Genomic DNA, 16,537 nt, shown 5'->3' with positions numbered 1-16,537 from the left:
CGGATGCGCCGCCCGGGTGTCCGTATTATTCGCTAGCCTTGATGGAGTCCAACTGTTTTCCGGTGAAAGGGGAGCGTCGTGAGCGTTCTCGATGACATAATTGCGGGGGTCCTCGAAGACCTGACAGAACGCGAGGAACGCGTTCCTCTGAGCCGTGTCAAGGAAATGGCTGCTGCTGCGCCAGAGGCGAAGGATACACTCGGTGCGCTACGCAATCGTGATGGCGCGGTCAAGATTATCTCGGAAGTCAAGCGTTCCTCCCCGTCCAAGGGCGCGCTCGCGCAGATACCGGATCCGGCTGCTCTGGCCTCGGTATACGAGGCCGGGGGAGCTTCCGTGGTATCTGTGCTCACCGAGCAGCGCCGTTTTAAGGGTTCACTGGCCGACCTGGATGCGGTGCGTGCGGCGGTTGAGATTCCCGTGCTGCGCAAGGACTTTATCGTGACTCCCTATCAGATCCACGAGGCGCGTGCGCACGGAGCGGACCTCGTGCTACTGATCGTGGCTGCGCTGGAGCAAAGCGTTCTTGTCTCGTTGCTGGAGCGCACGCGTTCGCTGGGAATGGAAGCGCTGGTTGAGACCCATTCGCGTCTGGAGGCACTACGAGCGCTCGAAGCGGGCGCATCCATTATCGGCGTGAACGCTCGTAATTTGAAAACCCTTGAGGTCGATCGCTCCACCGTTGAGCAGGTCATTGACGTGATCCCACAGGATGTTGTGGCAGTCGCGGAGTCGGGCGTGGCTACAGCGCACGATGTGTTCGAGTATGCCAAGTGGGGCGCGGACGCCGTGCTCGTTGGTGAGGCGCTCGTTACGTCGGGCGATCCCCGTGCGAGCATTCAGGACATGGTGAGTGCGGGGCAACACCCCGCGCTGCGCACCGATCGGAAAGCGCGCGTTGCCGCTGCGCGTCAGGAAGGACTGCGATGAGCGCTGAGAACTTTACCCCTGGACCGTACTTCGGTGATTTTGGCGGGCGCTTCGTTGCTGAATCGTTGATGGGGCCGCTCGAAGAGGTAGAGGCCGCATGGAAGCGCCTGTGGCGTGATAGATCTTTCCAGGTTCGCTTGCGTGACTTGTTCGTCAATTATGCGGGGCGTCCGTCTCTGCTCACCGAGGCTCCGCGCTTTGCTGCTGACCTGGGTGGCGTTCGCGTGTTCCTGAAGCGTGAGGATCTCAACCACACGGGTTCGCACAAGATTAACAACGTGCTGGGCCAGGCTCTCCTGACGAAGGAACTGGGTAAGACTCGTGTCATTGCTGAGACGGGTGCGGGCCAGCACGGCGTGGCCACCGCGACGGCAGCCGCACTCCTTGGCTTGGATTGCACGATTTACATGGGTCGCGAGGACACTGAGCGACAGGCACTCAATGTCGCACGCATGCAGATGCTGGGTGCTGAGGTCATTGCCGTGACGGCTGGGTCAGCGACGCTTAAAGACGCCATCAATGAGGCCTTCCGTGATTGGGTGACCAACGTGGAGACGACGAACTACATCTTTGGGACGGCTGCCGGGCCGCATCCCTTCCCCGAACTCGTGCGTGACCTGCAGCGTGTCATCGGTGACGAAGCACGCGCCCAGCTGCTTGCAACCGAGGGGCGTTTGCCCGATGTCGTTGTCGCCTGCGTGGGCGGAGGCTCGAACGCGATCGGTTCTTTCACGGCCTTCATCGACGATCCGAGTGTCGAGCTGCTCGGCTGTGAGGCCGCTGGCGACGGTTTTGAGACCGGGCGCCACGCCGCATCTATCACGGCTGACCAGGTCGGAGTACTCCACGGAGCACGCACCTTCGTCCTGCAGGAACGCGATGGTCAGACGAAGGCCTCGCACTCGATTTCCGCGGGCCTCGACTACCCGGGTGTTGGCCCCGAGCACGCCTGGCTTGCCCGGAGCGGCCGAGCCTCCTACATGCCCATTTCCGACGCCGAGGCCATGGATGCTTTCCTACACTTGTCGCGCACGGAGGGCATCATCCCGGCCATCGAGTCCTCTCACGCGCTCGCAGGAGTGCGTGCGTGGGCCCGCATGAAGGTCAAGGCTGAGGGGTCCTTCGAGCAGGGAGGTGAACCCATTGCCATCGTGACCGTGTCAGGGCGTGGCGACAAGGATGTGGATACCGCATCGCGCTGGTTCGGATACGGACATGCGAAGCTGCAGGTGATTGACCCCAGTGCTGGCCCGTCCGGCGTGGCCGTCTTGGATGAGAAAGAGGAGAAGTGAGATGACGCGAGCACCCCATAGCGCTGTCGCCATCGATGCGGCACTGGAGCGTGGCGATGCCGCATTGATTGCCTACCTGCCTGTCGGGTTCCCGTCCGTCGGCGACTCAATTCGTGCTGGCAAGGTCCTCGCGGACGCTGGCGTCGACGCCATTGAGCTGGGCTTTCCCTATTCGGATCCCGGCATGGACGGTCCCACCATTCAGCGCGCGAGCGTCGCGGCCCTCGAGCATGGCACGCACCTGGAGGATCTCTTTCACGCGGTGGATGAACTGACCTCGTACGGTGTTTCGACGACCTCGATGACCTACTGGAACCCTGTTGAGTGGTGGGGAGTTGAACGTTTCGCCAAGGACTTCGCAGCAGTGGGTGGTTCGGGCCTCATTACGCCCGATCTGCCGCCCGAAGAGGGCGCCGAGTGGGAGGCGGCCTCGGACAAATATGACCTTGAGCGTATCTACCTGACTGCGCCTTCGTCACCGCAACGCCGACTGAAGCTGATCGCCGAGCATTCTCGGGGCTGGGTGTACGCGGCGTCCTCGATGGGTGTCACGGGCGCTCGCGCAACAGTGGGTGAGCATGTCAAGGATGTCGTGGCGCGCACGCGGGCAGCGGGTGCTCAGCGAGTGTGCGTGGGCCTCGGTGTCTCCACGGGCGCGCAGGCACGTGAAATCGGCGCGTACGCGGACGGAGTTATTGTTGGGTCCGCGCTTGTGAGGACACTCTTCGATGAGGACCTCGAGCGCGGCTTGAAGGCGTTGAGTGCGCTGGCCAGCGAACTCAAAGCTGGTGTGAGTGGGGTCCGCGCGTGAGTGTATCCGTTGCCGCGGGTATCCCCTCTCCATCCCAGAGCGTGTGGTACCTCGGGTCAGTTCCGTTGCGTGCCTACGGCATTATTATCGCCGTTGGCATGGTCATCGGCGTGTGGTGGACTGCGCGTCGCTACGTGGCGCGCGGAGGCAACGCCGACACGATCTACGATGTCGCGTTGTGGGCGATCCCGTTCGGTGTCGTCGGCGCGCGCCTCTATCATGTCGTGACGTCCCCCGAGGCCTATTTTGGACCCGGAGGCGATCCCGTTCTTGCGTTGCAAATTTGGCGTGGTGGCCTCGGTATTTGGGGAGGGGTCGCCTTTGGCGCTCTCGGTGCGTTCATCGCGGTTAGGCGGGCACGCGTTGCTTTCGGTCCGATCGCCGATTCGCTGGCACCAGCGCTGCTTGTCGCCCAGGCGATCGGTCGGTGGGGAAACTGGTTCAACCAGGAGCTTTTCGGCGGGCCGACGACCGTGCCGTGGGGACTCCAAATCGACGCGGCGCACATGCCCATCGGCTACGCCGCGGGAACGCTTTTTCATCCTACATTCTTATACGAGAGCCTGTGGAATCTGGTCGGCGCCGCGCTCATCGTCTGGCTTGAGAGGCGGCGACGCTTTGCTGCCGGGCAGCTCTTTGGGATGTACCTAATGATCTACACCGCTGGTCGCAGCTGGATCGAGATGATGCGTATTGACGACGCGCACACGGTGCTTGGTCTGCGTTTGAACGTGTGGACTTCTCTGGTGGTCTTTGCCGTTGGACTGGCACTCTACTTGGTCGCTGGTCGTCTGGGTAGACCCCGCGAGGTTGTGTGCGTCGGTCAACCGGCGGAGGACGCCGGAGCGACGACGAGTGACATCGAGGAATCGGAAGACACGCAGCTTCCTGAAGAGGCTTCAATGCGTGACGGTGCTGGCGTCGAAAATCGTTGCGAGGCTGACTCGGAGGCAGAGAGGGAATGCCCATAAGCGATTCCATCGCATTCGCACTATGTCAATAGTCCTGTCAGCCCCTATTTCATGGGAATGATCACGTCGCGCGTGTCGAGTTCCTGAGGGGTCAGTGGGTGACTGGGCGGTAAACTTAGCCTCATGCGTCGAGCTAAGATTGTCTGCACTATTGGACCTGCCACAGAATCTCCTGAGCAGCTCCAGGCGCTGGTGGACGCCGGCATGGATGTCGCGCGTATCAACCGGTCGCATGGAAAGGCTGAGGAACATGAGGCCGTCATTTCGCGCGTTCGAAAGGCATCTGCGACATCGGGCCGCGCGGTCGCGATTCTCGTCGACCTTCAGGGTCCGAAGATCCGGCTGGAGACCTTCCAGGACGGCCCACAGGAGCTGAAGATCGGTGACACCTTCACGATCACGACCCGCGACGTTCCTGGAACGAAGGAACTCGTTGGTACTACCTTCAAGGGACTGCCCGGTGACTGTGCTCCCGGCGACCGCCTGCTCATTGACGACGGTAACGTCGCTGTCCGTGTTCTTGAGGTCACTGAGACCGACGTCGTGACTCGAGTTGAGGTCCCTGGCATGGTCTCCGACCATAAGGGCCTGAATTTGCCTGGCGTCGCTGTCTCTGTGCCTGCCCTGTCTGAGAAAGACAAGGAAGACCTGCGATGGGGTATAGAGCAGGATGCCGACTTCATCGCCCTGTCCTTCGTGCGTTCCGCCAAAGACATCGAGGACGTTCATGCAATCATGGACGAGATGGGCAAACGCATTCCGGTCATCGCTAAGATCGAGAAGCCGCAGGCTGTTGAGGCCCTCGAAGAGATCGTGGAGGCTTTCGACGGCATCATGGTCGCCCGCGGTGATCTGGGTGTTGAAATGCCTCTTGAGGCAGTGCCGCTGGTCCAAAAACGCGCAATTGAGTTGGCGCGCATTGCTGCAAAGCCCGTCATCGTGGCCACCCAGGTCATGGACTCCATGATCAAGAATCCGCGACCGACCCGCGCTGAGGCCTCCGACTGCGCCAACGCGATTCTTGACGGTGCCGACGCAGTCATGCTTTCGGGTGAAACCTCTGTAGGGGCGTTCCCTATCGAAACAGTGCGAACAATGGCCGCTATTATCGAGTCCACCGAGGAGAATGGCGGTGAACGCATCGCTTCGATTCCCGGTTTCTTCGCTGATCGCGCAGGGGTCATCTGTGAGGCCGCCGCTCGTATCGCCGAACATATGGATGCCCGTTACTTGGTGACTTTCACCCAGTCAGGCACCTCGGCTCGCTTGTTGTCGCGTATGCGTCGACCGATCCCAATGCTGGCCTTCACGCCGCTCGAATCGACGCGTCGTCGCCTGGCCTTGTCGTGGGGCATCCAGACGTACCGTGTTCCCGAGGTTCGGCATACGGACGATATGGTGTGGCAACTCGACCAAGTTGTGCAGTCCGCCCGGTTGGCTGAGATTGGCGAACAGCTCGTCATCGTCGCCGGCATGCCGCCCGGCATCCCCGGTTCCTCTAACATGCTGCGTATTCACGAAGTTGGAGACGAGGCCGATTACGCAATTGGTGGGACTCGCTAAGTGTGAGACGCGCTCGTGGTGGGGTGCCGACTCGGTCGGCACCCCACCACTGTCGTTTGTTGGACCTTCTGTACATTCATGTGGACAGAACTAAATCGGTGGAATAGAGTACTCGGATACGCGTTAAGACGTGTGTGGGTGCACCAACGACGGTGCGGCTAGAGCAGCAGCTCGCTGCGGGCGCTCAGCGGAATGCCAGTGCGATCAAAGCACGTTTCCGCGCGCCCACAATTGAAGAAGGAGGAAGAAATGAATACGAATATCCGGACCGTGTCGGTCCACGACACTCTGTTTGGCCGCGTGGCCAACAACTTGGAGGTCGCGCAGCTCTCGCGAGCCGTTGAGCCGTGGTTTGCTGACTTCCATGATACGAGAGTCAAGCAGGCGATCGCCGATCTCGACGAGCCGACCCGTAGGGGGGCGGCAGCTGAGTACCTCGGACTGGAGCTGAGCGTCGTCGCCTGAGAGATACGGTGGGGGCCGACAAGCGTTGCTTGTCGGCCCCCGTTCGTACGCGAAACATACTCGTATCAATAATGGTCACAGCGTCGCGTCGGTACCTGTTTGCCGGTACCATTAGTGACGTACTCCAATGGTGGTACCCCGAGTGGGATTCGAACCCACAACAAGCCGGGTTTGAGCCGACCGCCTCTGCCAGTTGGGCTATCGGGGCTTTCGCTTGTGCGAAACCCAGGATAGAGCAGCTGAGCACACCGATCAAACTGAGGAATATGACAATGACTGAACAGCAGGCTGAACCACGTCGCGTTCTCGTCGCTGAGGACGAAGGGCTGATTCGTCTCGACATCGTTGAGACTCTAACCCAGGCGGGGTTTGAAGTCGTCGGCGAAGCTGCCGATGGCGAAGAGGCTGTCGAGCTGGCCCTGGAGCTCGAGCCTGATCTTTGTGTGATGGATGTCAAGATGCCGAAGATGGATGGCATCACAGCAGCCGAGAAGATTTTGCAGGAACTTTCCTGTGCGGTGGTGATGCTGACCGCGTTCTCGCAGACCGAACTCGTTGAGCGCGCGCGGGACGCCGGTGCGATGGCCTATGTCGTTAAGCCTTTTAGTCCCTCCGACCTGATTCCCGCTGTTGAGATCGCCCTGTCGCGTCACGCTGAGATTGAGTCCCTTGAGGATCAGATCGCCGATCTGACTGATCGCTTCGAGACCCGCAAGCGCGTGGATCGAGCGAAGGGACTGCTCATGAAGAACATGGGTATGAGTGAGCCGGAGGCGTTCCGCTGGATTCAGAAGACATCAATGGATCGTCGCCTCTCTATGCGAGAGGTCGCTGACGCTGTCATCAACCAGGTCGACGACTGATCGAACACATGAGTGTGAAGGCGGGGAGAGTCATAGGATCTCCCCGCCTTCACTGTCCCAAGATCAGTCCCCACCGAGGTGTCAGGCGTGCGCGGAACGCACCAGGATGCGATTGGTGACGCGTGCCACCGAAACGAGGTGGTTGGCCTCATCGCGGATCTCCACGGTGTGTACGGTCGAAGAACGACCCAGGTGCACCGCCGTCGCTGTCGCAGTGACGATTCCGCTGCGCCCGGCGGCGATGTGAGAGGCGTTGAGCTCGGTGCCGACCGCGTAGGCTTGCTTGCCGGGGTTTGTCTCGCGCGCGTGAATCTGAGCTGCGAAGGAGGCTGCGGTTTCAGCGAGGGCAGCCGATGCTCCACCGTGGAGGATTCCGGCGCTCTGACGGTTGCCGTCAATGGGCATCGAGATCACCGTGCGCGCAGCCGTGTGTTCGAGCACTTCCATGCCGGTGACTTCCATGAGTGTCCCTGGCCAGTGGGCACCCACCCAACCGCCCCGGGCGAGGGGATCAGGTGTGGACGCTATGGTGTGTTTCGTCTGGTGATCGTGTGTCATGGCATCTAGGGTGTCATGTGTGAGTGACACTGTGCTGATTATTGACGGCCATTCGATGGCGTTTCGCGCGTTCTATGCGCTCCCCGCGGATAACTTCGTAACTGCGACTGGGCAACATACGAACGCGGTGTACGGCTTCGTGTCAATGCTCACTCGCCTACTTCAGACGGAGCGACCGACGCATGTGGCGGTGGCCTTTGACGTGTCGCGGCACTCATTTAGAACCGAAGAATACCCAGAGTACAAGGGGACACGTGATGCGACTCCCGAGGAATTCAAGGGACAGGTGGAGCTGATACGGGAAGTTTTGGATGCGATGGGCATTGTGTCGCTCTCGCGCGAAGGCTTCGAGGCGGACGACATCCTAGCGACTCTGGCTTACCGGGCGGGCCATGAAGGCGCGACCGTCCTTGTTGTCTCTGGTGACCGCGATTCATTCCAGACGGTGACGGATAACGTCACCGTGCTGTACCCGGGCGCGACTCCTGGCGACCTGCGCCGAATGACGCCTGCGGCAGTCGAAGCGAAGTACGGGGTGCCTCCACAGCGCTACCCGGAGATTGCGGCGATTGTCGGGGAGACGTCGGATAACCTGCCGGGCGTGCCCGGAGTGGGGCCTAAGACAGCCGCCCAATGGATCAACAAGTACGACGGGCTGGACAATCTCCTAGCGCGCGCCGACGAGATCGGTGGTAAGCGAGGGGCGGCCCTGCGCGAGCACATGGACGACGTCATACGTAATCGTCGCCTCAACCGACTCTTGACCGACATGGACTTAGAAGTCGGTCCCGCTGATCTGGCCCGGCGCCCGACGAACCTGGCTGCTGTTGACCGGCTCTTCGACTCCCTCGAATTCGCTCACCTGCGCGCAAAGGTCCGTGAGGTATCGGGCATCGGCATGAGGGACAGGCCCATTGTCGAGGCCGTGGAATCCTCCGCGTCTGAGGCGCAGATTGAGGTTCATCTCGCCGACGCCTCGTGTGACATCACTGCTTGGACCTCAGCGCGAGCGCCCCTCGCTCTCCTTATCGAAGGCGATGTACGACCGACCCGCGGCGACGTCTCGCGCCTCGTCCTCGCTGGTACCAATGACGCGCTCGTTGTTGACCCCGCCGAACTCAGCCCAGCGCAGGAGCGGGCTGTGGCCGACGTTCTTGCCCAGGCCTCGTCCCTGATCGTTCACGACGCGAAGGGAACGAGACACGCCCTGGCGGCGCGCGGCTGGACGCTCGGTGAGGTCGGCTTCGACACGATGCTTGCGGCCTACCTTGCCCACCCCGATCAGCGTTCACACAAGCTTGAGGACGTTGTCTCGCGCGTACTTGGTCTCGTTCTTGAGGAAGAGACGCGCGCAGCTGACGCCCTCTTCGACATGGATGAGATCGGCGCCGGTCCCAGTGCCGCGCAGGTCCGCGCGGGCCGCCTGGCCGCCGCGCTCCACCCACTGGCCCACAAGCTGCGCGCAATCCTCAATGAGAGAGGGGAGATGTCACTCCTCGTCGACATGGAGATGCCCCTGTCGATTCTGCTGGAAGAGATGGAGACTATCGGTATCGCCGCGGACACGGACATTCTTGACGGTCTGTCAACTGAACTCGGCAAGGCCGTCGATGCCGCGCGTGAAGGAGCCTGGATGGCCGCCGGACGCGAAGTCAACCTCTCCAGCCCTAAGCAGCTTCAGGAGATTCTCTTCGACCACTTTGGCCTGCCTAAGACGAAGAAAACGAAGACTGGCTACACGACGAACGCCGACGCGCTGGCGGACCTGTGGGCCAAAACTGAGGAACGCGGGGGAGCGGGGCACGACTTCCTCGGATTCCTCCTCACCCACCGCGATCGCATCAAGCTCAAGCAGATGGTGGATTCGCTGTCCGCCACCATCGCATCCGATTCCCGCATCCACTCGACCTTCTCCCAGGTTGCCGCTGCCACCGGACGCCTGGCCTCCTCCGACCCGAACCTGCAGAATATTCCTGCGCGAAGTGCAGACGGTATGCGTATCCGCGGCGCCTTCGTCGCCGGCGAGGGCTTCGAATCTCTCATGAGTGCCGACTATTCGCAGATCGAAATGCGCCTCATGGCCCACCTGTCCGGAGATGAGGCGCTCATCGAGGCCTTCAACTCCGGCGAGGACCTGCACCGCACCATGGCATCCATGGTCTTCGGCACGCCCGTCGCCGACGTCACCGGCGAGGAGCGCTCGCGCATCAAAGCCACCTCCTACGGCCTCGCCTACGGCCTGTCCTCCTACGGGCTGGCAGCCCAGCTCGGCATCCCCGTCCCCGAGGCGGCAGCCCTGCGAGAACGCTACTTCGAGCGCTTCGGCAAAGTCCGAGACTACCTCGAGGGCCTCGTCACCCAGGCCCGCGCCGACGGCTACACGCAGACCATGTTCGGACGCCGCCGCTACCTGCCCGACCTGCGCTCGACGAACCGCCAGCGCCGAGAAATGGCCGAACGCGCCGCGCTCAACGCGCCCATTCAGGGCAGCGCCGCCGACATCGTCAAAATCGCCATGCTGGACGTCGCCTCCGCGCTGTGCGAGGCCGGATTGGCCTCGCGCCTCCTCGTGCAGATCCACGACGAACTCCTCCTCGAGGTCGCCCCCGGCGAGGAGAAGGCCGTCGAAGAGCTCGTCCGGGCCAAGATGGCATCGCCTGTCACGCTGTCCGTCCCCCTGGACGTCGCCGTCGGCATCGGCGCGTCGTGGCAGCTCGCCGCCCATTAGGCGCCGACTTGGCGACGCACGCCACGTAAAGTGGCGCTACATTCGTCACATTTGCGCGTCCAAGGCTGCTAAACTGGACCGCGGTGCCTGGGGACAGGTGCATCCGCATTCGTCCGCAGGCGCTGGAACTGTCCATCTACTATCCAGTCCGTTTCGGAGAAACTACTACATGACCACGAATACGCCGCAGGTCGCTATCAACGACATTGGTTCGGAAGCAGACCTGATCGCAGCCATCGACGAGACCATCAAGTACTTCAACGATGGTGACATCGTCGAGGGCACTGTCGTCAAGGTCGACCACGACGAGGTCCTCCTTGACATCGGCTACAAGACCGAGGGTGTCATCCTCTCTCGTGAGCTGTCCATCAAGCATGACGTCAACCCCGACGACGTCGTTGCCGTGGGCGACCAGATCGAGGCGCTCGTCCTCCAGAAGGAAGACAAGGAAGGCCGCCTCCTCCTGTCGAAGAAGCGCGCTCAGTACGAGCGTGCGTGGGGCAAGATCGAAAAGGTCAAGGAAGAGGACGGCGTCGTCACCGGCACCGTCATCGAGGTCGTCAAGGGCGGCCTGATCCTCGACATCGGTCTGCGCGGCTTCCTGCCCGCCTCTCTCGTCGAGATGCGTCGTGTCCGCGACCTCGCCCCCTACATCGGTCGCGAGATCGAAGCGAAGATCATCGAACTCGACAAGAACCGCAACAACGTGGTCCTGTCTCGCCGCGCGTGGCTCGAGCAGACCCAGTCCGAGGTCCGCACGAACTTCCTGCACACCCTCCAGAAGGGTCAGGTGCGCTCCGGCGTCGTCTCCTCCATCGTCAACTTCGGCGCCTTCGTCGATCTTGGTGGTGTCGACGGCCTGGTTCACGTCTCCGAGCTGTCCTGGAAGCACATCGACCACCCGTCCGAGGTCGTCGAGGTTGGCCAGGAAGTCACCGTCGAGGTTCTCGACGTCGACATGGATCGCGAGCGCGTCTCCCTGTCCCTCAAGGCTACCCAGGAAGATCCGTGGCAGGCCTTCGCCCGCACCCACGCCATCGGCCAGGTTGTGCCCGGCAAGGTCACCAAGCTGGTCCCCTTCGGCGCGTTCGTGCGCGTCGAGGACGGCATCGAGGGCCTCGTCCACATCTCCGAGCTGGCTCAGCGCCACGTCGAGCTGCCGGACCAGGTCGTCAAGGTCGGCGAAGAGGTCTTCGTCAAGGTCATCGACATTGACCTGGAGCGTCGCCGCATCTCCCTGTCCCTCAAGCAGGCCAACGAGGGCGTCGACCCGAACTCTGAAGAGTTCGATCCTTCGCTCTATGGCATGGCCGCCGAGTACGACGAGGACGGCAACTACAAGTACCCTGAGGGCTTCGATCCGGAGACTCAGGAGTGGATGGAAGGCTTCGACGCTCAGCGCGAGGCGTGGGAAGCTCAGTACGCCGAGGCTCAGGCCCGCTGGGAGGCCCACAAGGCTCAGGTCCGCAAGGCCCTCGAAGAGGACGCCGAAGCGGCTCCCTCCATCGAGGAGCAGGCCTCCTACTCGACCCCGGTCGACAACGAGGGCACCCTTGCGTCCGACGAGGCCCTGGCCGCGCTGCGTGAGAAGCTGACGAACAACTGAATCGGTCGTTGTGACTGAGCTTCGAATCGTCAGTTCACGTCAGTGAACGCATGAGTGGTGGTCCCCAGGTTTTCCTGGGGGCCACCACTTTTTATCTGATTTCTGGCTGCCGCCAAGTCCTGCCTTATCCAGATCTCCGACCGGCCTGGTTGCTCAGCAATCTCGCACGTAATTCCCTTGCGAGTATTTCAAACATTGACATCGCATCGTTGGAATTGCAACGTTTTGAGAGGGAGTCGAAAACTGACCGTTGTAAATTACGTGCGACTTTTGCTCGGGGTTGCGTCGTGGCCGCGGCGCACAGACAACGAGATCCCGCTCAACGAGACCCCGCTCGCCGATCATGCGGGGTCTGTGATGGAGGTCAGGCAGCAGATCGCTTCAACAGCGCCACGTCCACGCATGCGCCGACGATTGCGGCACAGAGCGTCGGCACGATCCAGCCGAGCTGGTTGGCTTGGAGCGGGCTCAACATGAGCAGGGAGTTGAAGCGGTCGGTGGCGACGCCGACCTGCGCGAGCGTCGTCGCCCCCGACCACGCGGCGGCCATCCACGCGCCCAGGCGGAAGGTCCAGGTCGCGGGCGTGGCCAGGCGGAAGGGATGGGTCACGATCGTCATGAAGACGACCGTGATGGCGATCGGGTAGAGGAAGGTGATGATCGGCACCGCGATCGCGAGCACCGACGACAGGCCCGCGGACGCCAGCACGAAGGAGATGAGCGTGAAGAGGATCATCCACGCCCGGTAGGAGATCGAGGGCAGCAGACGGTTAAAGAACTCCGACGTGGCGGCGATGAGTCCCACCGCGGTCGTCATACAGGCTGTGAGCACGATGAGACCGAAGACGATGTGACCCGGCCAGCCCATCGTCGAGCGCGCCGCATCGGCCAGGAGGCTCGCGCCGTCCGTGTAACTCTGCGCGTTGGGGATGACGTGTCCGATCAGGCCCAGGCCGACGTAGACCACGCCCAGGAGCGCACCAGCGATGAGTGCCGCGGTGGAGGTGCGGCGCACGACCTTGGCGCCGATGCCGCCGCCGGTGTGCCCCAGCGACGTGACGACGATGATGCCGAAGGCCAAAGCCGCGATGGAATCCATCGTCATGTAGCCTTCCAACAGGCCGGCGGCCAGAGGGTTGTGGACGTACTCGCCGGTGGGTGCGTCGTGCGAAGCCGGCAGTGATGCCAGGCAGAGAAACACGAGGAGGACGAGCAGGCCCAGCAGGATAGGTGTGAGCACCTTGCCGAGGCTGTCGATAATGTTTGTCGGGTTCCAACACAGGTAAAAGGCGATCCCAAAGAAGATCAAGTTGAAGAGGACCGAGGCGAGCACTGACTTCGTACCGATGACGGGCGCGATAGCCGTCGAGAAGGAGACGGCACCCGTCCGCGGGAGGGCATAAAACGCGCCGATGGACAGGTAGACCAACACCGAGAAGACGAGGCCGAAGGACTTTCCGGCGCGGTTGACAAGGTCACGGATGTCGCTGCCGGACAGGGCGATCGTGATGATCGAGATGACGGGGAGAGCAACGCCGCCGATAAGGAAGCCGATCATCGCGGGGGTCACGTTCGAGCCGGCGGACGCACCCATGATCGGCGGGAAAATAAGGTTACCGGCCCCAAAGAACATAGAGAAGAGCGTCAGTGAGGTCGCGATAAGGACCGCGGTACCTGAGCGGTGGGTGGAATCGTCGTTGACTGTGTGCGTCACTGCTACTCACTGTGTTGTGTGGGGGCTTTAACAGCACCAATTCTTGCATGAGGGTACGTATACGCAACCGCAGGAAGGATACGCTGGTGCGATGACGACGTCACTTTCGTGCGGGCGATGCTCCGCCACGCTCCTGCGCCCCCTGGGTCCGGCTCGCACAGCGGGGCCCTCCCGCGTGGTCGCGGTCAGCGGTGGGATTGGCTCCGGTAAGTCCACCGTGACTGCCACCTTCGCTTCGTTGGGCGCCGTCGTCGCGGACGCCGATGCCATCGCGCGCGAGATAATGGAGCCTGGGAAGGGTACCCTCGCCGAGGTTGCCGCGCGCTTCGGGGCGGACCTGATTCGGCCTGACGGGACTCTCGATCGTGCGGGCCTGGCTCGGCGTGTGTTCGCGGGCGAGGGAGCCGAGGAGCGCGTCGCAGCACTCAACGCCATCACGCACCCAGCCATCGAGCGTCGCGCCTGGGAGATCCTGAGCGCTGCCCCCGCGGGGTCGCTTGCCATCTACGATATTCCGCTCCTCGTCGAGGGCGACTATGCTGACCGTTTTGACGCTGTTGTCATTGTCGATGCCCCCGTCGAGGAGCGTGTTGCGCGTCTGGGGGGCAGGGGAGTGCCGCCCGAGGACGCGCGCGCCCGGATCCGCGCCCAGGCCTCGTCTGATCAAAGGCGAGCAATCGCGCACGTGTGGATCGATAACTGCGGAAGCACGGACGATCTGGCGCAGGTGTGCACGCAGGTGTGGGAGCGTTGGCTGACCATCGACCTCTAGGGGGAGCATCGATGAGGCCGGGGTTCGCCACGCTCGTCGCGAACCAGGGTGCGTTGTCCGGGCGACGGGCGCGCCCGGGCGGTAGCGTAGGGGAGTGAGCGAAACCCCCGTCATCCGCCAGGACAAGCCCTTCGAGGTCATCTCCCCCTACACGCCGTCGGGCGACCAGCCCAAGGCGATCCGTGAGCTGGCCGCTCGCATTCGCGACGGCGAGCAGGACGTCGTCCTCATGGGTGCCACTGGCACGGGCAAGAGCGCGACCACCGCCTGGCTCATCGAAGAGCTTCAGCGTCCCGCGCTGGTCCTGGAACCCAACAAGACGCTCGCCGCGCAGCTTGCGGCCGAGTTCCGCGAGCTGCTGCCCAATAACGCCGTCGAGTACTTCGTCTCCTACTACGACTACTACCAGCCCGAGGCCTACGTCCCCCAGACGGACACGTTCATCGAGAAGGATTCCTCGATCAACGATGAGGTCGAGCGACTGCGGCACAGCGCCACGAACTCCCTGCTCACCCGCCGCGACACGGTCGTCGTCTCCTCCGTGTCCTGCATCTACGGCCTCGGCACCCCCGAGGAGTACGTGGCGCGCATGATCGAGCTGAGCCGCGGCATGATTATCGACCGCGATACCCTGCTGCGGCGCTTCGTCGCCATGCAGTACGTGCGCAACGACATGGCCTTCACGCGCGGCACGTTCCGCGTGCGCGGCGACACGATCGAGATCATCCCCGTCTACGAGGAGCTCGCGATCCGCATTGAGATGTTCGGTGACGAGATTGATTCCCTCGCGGTGCTACACCCGCTCACTGGTGACGTGATCGACCAGGTCGACCACACCTACCTGTTCCCGGCCTCGCACTATGTGGCCGGCGAGGAACGCATGAAAAAGGCGATCGCCTCCATCGAAGAAGAGCTGGATGATCGGCTCGCGTGGTTCCGCGGCCAGAACAAGCTCCTCGAGGAACAGCGCCTGCGCATGCGCACGACCTTCGACCTGGAGATGCTCAAGGAGATCGGGTCGTGTTCGGGCGTGGAAAACTACTCGCGTCACATCGACGGGCGCGGACCCGGCACGCCGCCGCACACGCTGCTGGACTACTTCCCCGACGACTTCCTGCTCATCATCGATGAGTCGCACGTGACCGTCCCGCAGATCGGCGCGATGTTCGAGGGTGACATGTCGCGTAAGCGCACCCTCGTCGACTATGGGTTTCGTCTGCCCTCCGCGATGGACAACCGCCCCCTCAAGTGGGACGAGTTCACGGCGCGCATCGGCCAGACCGTCTACCTGTCCGCGACGCCCGGCCCCTACGAGCTTGAGCGCTCCGACGGGGTGGTCGAGCAGATCATCCGCCCGACGGGCCTGGTCGATCCGCTCGTCGTCGTCAAGCCCACCGAGGGGCAGATCGACGATCTCCTCGAACAGGTGCGCCTGCGCGTCGAACGAGACGAGCGCGTCCTTGTCACCACGCTCACGAAGAAGATGGCCGAGGAGCTCACGACCTACCTGGCCGAGCGCGGCGTCAAAGTCGAGTACCTGCACTCCGACGTCGACACGCTGCGCCGCGTCGAGCTGCTGCGCGAACTGCGCCTGGGTACCTTCGACGTGCTCGTGGGCATCAACCTGCTGCGCGAGGGCCTGGACCTGCCCGAGGTCTCCCTCGTGTCCATCCTCGACGCCGACAAGGAAGGCTTCCTGCGCTCGACCCGCTCGCTCATCCAGACGATCGGTCGCGCCGCACGAAACGTGTCCGGCGAAGTCCACATGTACGCGGACAACATGACGGACTCCATGAACGAGGCCATCTCCGAGACGATGCGTCGCCGCGAGATCCAGATCGCCTACAACAAGGAGCACGGCATCGACCCGCAGCCGCTGCGTAAGAAGATCTCGGACGTCACCGACATGCTCGCCCGCGAGCAGGTTGACACGCAGACCCTCCTCGAGGGCGGGTACCGCAAGGAGAAGAGCGCGCGCGACCGAGGTGCGGCTGCGACGCCTGCCGTCTCGAATCCTGGTCAGCGCGCGGAGGCTGAGCTTGCCGAACTCATCGAGGAGCTGTCTGCCCAGATGATGACCGCCGCCCAGCACCTCCAGTTCGAGGTCGCGGCGCGCCTACGCGACGAAATCGAGGATCTCAAGAAGGAACTGCGCGCCATGAAGCGCGCCCACTGAGCCGACCAGACGCCGTCGGCAGGCTCACGCGAGCACGCGGCGGCCTCGTCCCCGTGGCCCACGATTCGGTGAGCGACAGACGCCACTT

13 protein-coding genes and 1 tRNA gene are annotated in these 16,537 nt (G+C 62.7%); 11 read left to right on the top strand and 3 right to left on the bottom strand.

All coding sequences use genetic code 11. The annotated features are described in order from the left end of the window. Positions 1-78: 78 nt before the first annotated feature. The 6 genes from trpC (at position 79) to BQ7477_RS07115 (ending at position 6,032) form a co-directional block, all read left to right on the top strand. Positions 79-930 carry an indole-3-glycerol phosphate synthase TrpC gene (gene trpC, locus BQ7477_RS07140; RefSeq protein ID WP_073983356.1) on the top strand — a complete coding sequence of 284 codons (852 nt, stop codon included), beginning with the start codon at positions 79-81 and terminating at the stop codon, positions 928-930. Then, positions 927-2,222 (top strand): tryptophan synthase subunit beta, encoded by a 1,296-nt coding sequence (gene trpB / locus BQ7477_RS07135; protein WP_073983355.1) that lies wholly within the window; start codon positions 927-929, stop codon positions 2,220-2,222. Before trpC ends, trpB begins: the two co-directional genes overlap by 4 nt. A 1-nt stretch (position 2,223) precedes the next feature. Beyond that, positions 2,224-3,033 (top strand): tryptophan synthase subunit alpha, encoded by an 810-nt coding sequence (gene trpA, locus BQ7477_RS07130; protein ID WP_073983354.1) that lies wholly within the window; start codon positions 2,224-2,226, stop codon positions 3,031-3,033. Beyond that, entirely contained in the window at positions 3,030-4,004 is a 975-nt protein-coding gene (lgt, locus tag BQ7477_RS07125) for a prolipoprotein diacylglyceryl transferase (RefSeq protein WP_073983353.1), read from the top strand. The genes trpA and lgt overlap by 4 nt, the downstream gene beginning before the upstream one ends. Before the next feature lie 123 nt (positions 4,005-4,127). Beyond that, the gene (gene pyk / locus BQ7477_RS07120; protein WP_073983352.1) at positions 4,128-5,567 is read left to right on the top strand and encodes a pyruvate kinase; all 1,440 of its coding nucleotides are present in this window, start codon (positions 4,128-4,130) and stop codon (positions 5,565-5,567) included. Between the two features lie 249 nt (positions 5,568-5,816). Next, complete coding sequence (locus tag BQ7477_RS07115) at positions 5,817-6,032, top strand: hypothetical protein (protein ID WP_073983351.1); 216 nt, start codon at positions 5,817-5,819, stop codon at positions 6,030-6,032. Between the two features lie 131 nt (positions 6,033-6,163). Here the strand turns inward: BQ7477_RS07115 and BQ7477_RS07110 are convergent. Continuing rightward, positions 6,164-6,240 (bottom strand) — tRNA-Leu (locus BQ7477_RS07110). A gap of 64 nt (positions 6,241-6,304) precedes the next feature. Here BQ7477_RS07110 and BQ7477_RS07105 point away from each other — a divergent pair. After that, entirely contained in the window at positions 6,305-6,895 is a 591-nt protein-coding gene (locus BQ7477_RS07105) for an ANTAR domain-containing response regulator (RefSeq protein WP_073983350.1), read from the top strand. A gap of 81 nt (positions 6,896-6,976) precedes the next feature. On the opposite strand, the gene BQ7477_RS07100 is transcribed toward BQ7477_RS07105, so the two are convergent. Beyond that, the gene (locus tag BQ7477_RS07100; RefSeq protein WP_073983349.1) at positions 6,977-7,453 is read right to left on the bottom strand and encodes a PaaI family thioesterase; all 477 of its coding nucleotides are present in this window, start codon (positions 7,451-7,453) and stop codon (positions 6,977-6,979) included. On the opposite strand from BQ7477_RS07100, the gene polA reads away from it, so the two are divergent. Further along, positions 7,452-10,181: a DNA polymerase I gene (gene polA, locus BQ7477_RS07095; RefSeq protein WP_200783486.1), complete on the top strand. Its 2,730-nt coding sequence runs from the start codon at positions 7,452-7,454 to the stop codon at positions 10,179-10,181. The genes BQ7477_RS07100 and polA overlap by 2 nt on opposite strands. Positions 10,182-10,350: 169 nt before the next feature. After that, on the top strand, positions 10,351-11,787 hold the full coding sequence (gene rpsA / locus BQ7477_RS07090) for a 30S ribosomal protein S1 (RefSeq protein ID WP_073983347.1): 1,437 nt from the start codon (positions 10,351-10,353) through the stop codon (positions 11,785-11,787). Between the two features lie 364 nt (positions 11,788-12,151). On the opposite strand, the gene brnQ is transcribed toward rpsA, so the two are convergent. Further along, positions 12,152-13,501, bottom strand: a complete 1,350-nt coding sequence (gene brnQ / locus BQ7477_RS07085) for a branched-chain amino acid transport system II carrier protein (protein WP_073983346.1) — start codon at positions 13,499-13,501, stop codon at positions 12,152-12,154. Between the two features lie 91 nt (positions 13,502-13,592). Between brnQ and coaE the strand changes: the two genes are divergently transcribed. Both coaE and uvrB read left to right on the top strand, forming a co-directional pair. Continuing rightward, a complete protein-coding gene (gene coaE / locus BQ7477_RS07080) occupies positions 13,593-14,273 on the top strand; it encodes a dephospho-CoA kinase (protein WP_073983345.1) in 681 nt (226 codons plus the stop codon). A 94-nt stretch (positions 14,274-14,367) separates the two neighbouring features. Further along, complete coding sequence (gene uvrB / locus BQ7477_RS07075; protein WP_073983344.1) at positions 14,368-16,449, top strand: excinuclease ABC subunit UvrB; 2,082 nt, start codon at positions 14,368-14,370, stop codon at positions 16,447-16,449. The last annotated feature ends 88 nt before the right edge of the window (positions 16,450-16,537 follow it).

Origin of the sequence: Actinomyces bouchesdurhonensis, assembly GCF_900128465.1 — a bacterium.
GTDB classification, from domain to species: Bacteria; Actinomycetota; Actinomycetes; order Actinomycetales; family Actinomycetaceae; genus Pauljensenia; species Pauljensenia bouchesdurhonensis.
Note: the sequence above shows the minus strand (reverse complement) of the source record. Positions and strands in the feature narration are given on the sequence as shown.

Coding starts and splice junctions, on each gene's coding strand:
- rpsA (WP_073983347.1), top strand. CDS start 10,351: ATGACCACGAATACGCCGCAGGTCGCTATCAACGACATTGGTTCGGAA.
- BQ7477_RS07105 (WP_073983350.1), top strand. CDS start 6,305: ATGACTGAACAGCAGGCTGAACCACGTCGCGTTCTCGTCGCTGAGGAC.
- BQ7477_RS07115 (WP_073983351.1), top strand. CDS start 5,817: ATGAATACGAATATCCGGACCGTGTCGGTCCACGACACTCTGTTTGGC.
- pyk (WP_073983352.1), top strand. CDS start 4,128: ATGCGTCGAGCTAAGATTGTCTGCACTATTGGACCTGCCACAGAATCT.
- trpB (WP_073983355.1), top strand. CDS start 927: ATGAGCGCTGAGAACTTTACCCCTGGACCGTACTTCGGTGATTTTGGC.
- coaE (WP_073983345.1), top strand. CDS start 13,593: ATGACGACGTCACTTTCGTGCGGGCGATGCTCCGCCACGCTCCTGCGC.
- trpA (WP_073983354.1), top strand. CDS start 2,224: ATGACGCGAGCACCCCATAGCGCTGTCGCCATCGATGCGGCACTGGAG.
- polA (WP_200783486.1), top strand. CDS start 7,452: ATGGCATCTAGGGTGTCATGTGTGAGTGACACTGTGCTGATTATTGAC.
- BQ7477_RS07100 (WP_073983349.1), bottom strand. CDS start 7,453: ATGACACACGATCACCAGACGAAACACACCATAGCGTCCACACCTGAT.